Consider the following 2314-nt stretch of genomic DNA (forward strand, 5'->3'; position numbering starts at 1 on the left):
ATCCCGAAACCTGCTCCAAGCTGCGAGAACGTCTCGTTCTTCCGCAGATGGACCAGCGTGAGGAGTGCCTGCTGGAAGCAGCCGAGCCTGCGCCACCGCATGTTGCGGGCCCGGCGGTGCTCGTACAGCAGCCAGGAAACATGCTCAACCAGCTCGTGCGGGACATCGAGCATGGCAGGATACGGAACCACCAGGGCCCCTTCGGTCGCCAGCGTGTTGAGTGAGATCACCACGCCAACGACCAGGGGCCCTGCCTCGTCACCACCCTCGCTGACCAGCCCATTTCACCCTCCAACACAGGATGAAAGAAGCTCACTGAGCTTTTTCAGAGTGACCGCTGATCGGGTGACCCGGGCCGAGTCAGGATGAGGACCGCAACGCACAGGGCTCCCGCGCCGTTGAGGGAGGCGTTTGAAGTCTCAACCCATCGGCATAGGAGCCCTGTTGGTTCCCCATCCTGCCGCGCTCGACCTGCCTCATGCTCTGGTCGAGTGGGTATCGATGCTCGTCGTCACCCGTGAGGGTGACCGACGCTGCAAGCTGCCGCCCCGTCAGCGTGCGCTCGTGGGCCTGGTATATCTTCGCCGGCACGACACGCCCGCGCAGATCGCGGCCGGTTTCGGCGTATCCGTCGGCACCGCCCACGCTTACGTCCAAGCCGTCGTCCAGCACCTGTCCGGCCGGGCGCCGGGCCTCCTGCGGGTCCTGCGCGCGGCCGATCCGGATCACGTTCTGCTCGACGGGACGCTCGCCGAGTGCGACCGGGTCGGCGACAGCCGGGTCGACTTCTCCCAGAAGCACCGCCGTCACGGAGTGAACGTGCAGGTCGTGGCCGATCCCGCGGGCAAACTGCTGTGGATCCCACCCGCGTTGCCCGGCCGCACCCACGACCTGACCACCACCCGCGCCCACCGCATCATCCGGATCTGCGAACGCCAGGGCGTCCCCGTCCTCGCCGACCGCGCCTACACCGGGGCCGGCCCCTGGGTGACCACACCGTTCAGACGGCCCCCGAACCGGGACCTGACCACGACCCAGCAGACGATCAACCGGTCCCCGTCAGCGGCGCGGGCACCCGTCGAACGAAGCGTCGCGCGCCTCAAATCCTGGCACATCTTCCGCAAAGCCCGCTGCAGCCCCAACCGCATGACGGCCATTGCCGCAGCCGTCCTCACTCCGGAGCGTCGACGCTGAAAATCCTCACTGGGTCGACCTCAACGGATTCACCGCTCCCACTCCGTAACCGGATCACGAGAAGTACCCCCGGCCGTCCTGCGGTTCCAGGGGCACTTCCGTTCACGGCCTCGGGGCCTCACGACCAGACAAGTCGCCCTTCGACAACCGAACAGACCGGATAGTCCCCCGCGCCGATCCTCGTCAGCATCTCTGCCACGGATTCGAAGTAGTCAGCCAATGACGCGTACTCGCCAGTGATCGTGGGCTCACCCACGAACCATCTGCCGATACGTCCGTCCGTCGCATCAATGAACTTCCCCATCCAACCGTCCTGATCCGACAGGAACGGGATCCACTCCTCGCGCCAGTCGCCCCCACCGGACAAGGGATGGTTCGCGTAGAGCTTCTCCATCGCCTGGATGCCCAGAAAGAAGCTGCCCTCGTCCGGGAACCCGGCGTAACCGCAACAGGCGACGTAGTCGTCCACGTCGTCCTCGGGAAGATCCAGGTTGTTCTGCAGCAGCCACGCCCGCAGTTCCTGAGGCAATGAGACACCCATGCGCTCCTCGGCAGCCGCGAGTGTCCGCTCCGAGGCGGGGCCGGGCAAGTCCGCGTGATCGGCCGGAGCATGCTCCCGGAGGAGACTCATTACACGGGACCAGCTCTCCACCACGCTCATTCCCCGCCGCCCCTCTCTGCACGGATTCGCCATGCCACTCAACGGGCTCACCTACTGCAGTTCGAACACCTCCCTCAACGGCGCGGGAGCCCTGTGCGCTGCGGTCCTCAACCTGACTCGACCCGAGTCACCCGATCAGTGGCCACTCTGAAAAAGCTCACTGGGGGACGCCCGGGAGGGCTGTCCCGGCGGCAGGCTGATCGTTCCGGAGCAGTCATGCCCGGCACTGATGCGGAGCGTGAACCGCTGATGGGCGTTCTCGACCTGGCCGGTGTCATCGGCTCGTCCCTCGCCATGGGCCGCGCTGGTCGCGGAGGGGCGGGTCAGGAGCGGGACCAGGGGCGGCGTCCGGAGGTGTGCGTGCTCCGGCCGGCTCCGATGCCCGCCAGGTGCAGGGCCAGGGCGATGAGCCCGAGAAGCATCACGTTCGTCGAGGAGAACACATCGTTGGTACCGATG

At 66.5% G+C, this 2314-nt stretch carries 3 protein-coding genes; 1 reads left to right on the forward strand and 2 read right to left on the reverse strand.

Annotated elements, in window-relative coordinates; all coding sequences use genetic code 11:
• Positions 1-233: transposase family protein (locus ADL08_RS09450; RefSeq protein ID WP_199836978.1), on the reverse strand; the 233-nt coding region annotated here is incomplete at its 3' end.
• A 211-nt stretch (positions 234-444) separates the two neighbouring features.
• Here ADL08_RS09450 and ADL08_RS09455 point away from each other — a divergent pair.
• Positions 445-1194, forward strand: a complete 750-nt coding sequence (locus ADL08_RS09455) for an IS5/IS1182 family transposase (RefSeq protein WP_053641627.1) — start codon at positions 445-447, stop codon at positions 1192-1194.
• Between the two features lie 118 nt (positions 1195-1312).
• Here ADL08_RS09455 and ADL08_RS09460 read toward each other — a convergent pair whose 3' ends face one another.
• The gene (locus tag ADL08_RS09460; RefSeq protein WP_053641628.1) at positions 1313-1855 is read right to left on the reverse strand and encodes an SMI1/KNR4 family protein; all 543 of its coding nucleotides are present in this window, start codon (positions 1853-1855) and stop codon (positions 1313-1315) included.
• Positions 1856-2314: the final 459 nt, after the last annotated feature.

It is taken from the genome of Streptomyces sp. NRRL F-6492, from assembly GCF_001280125.1.
Taxonomy (GTDB): Bacteria; Actinomycetota; Actinomycetes; order Streptomycetales; family Streptomycetaceae; genus Streptomyces.

Coding starts and splice junctions, on each gene's coding strand:
- ADL08_RS09460 (WP_053641628.1), bottom strand. CDS start 1,855: ATGAGCGTGGTGGAGAGCTGGTCCCGTGTAATGAGTCTCCTCCGGGAG.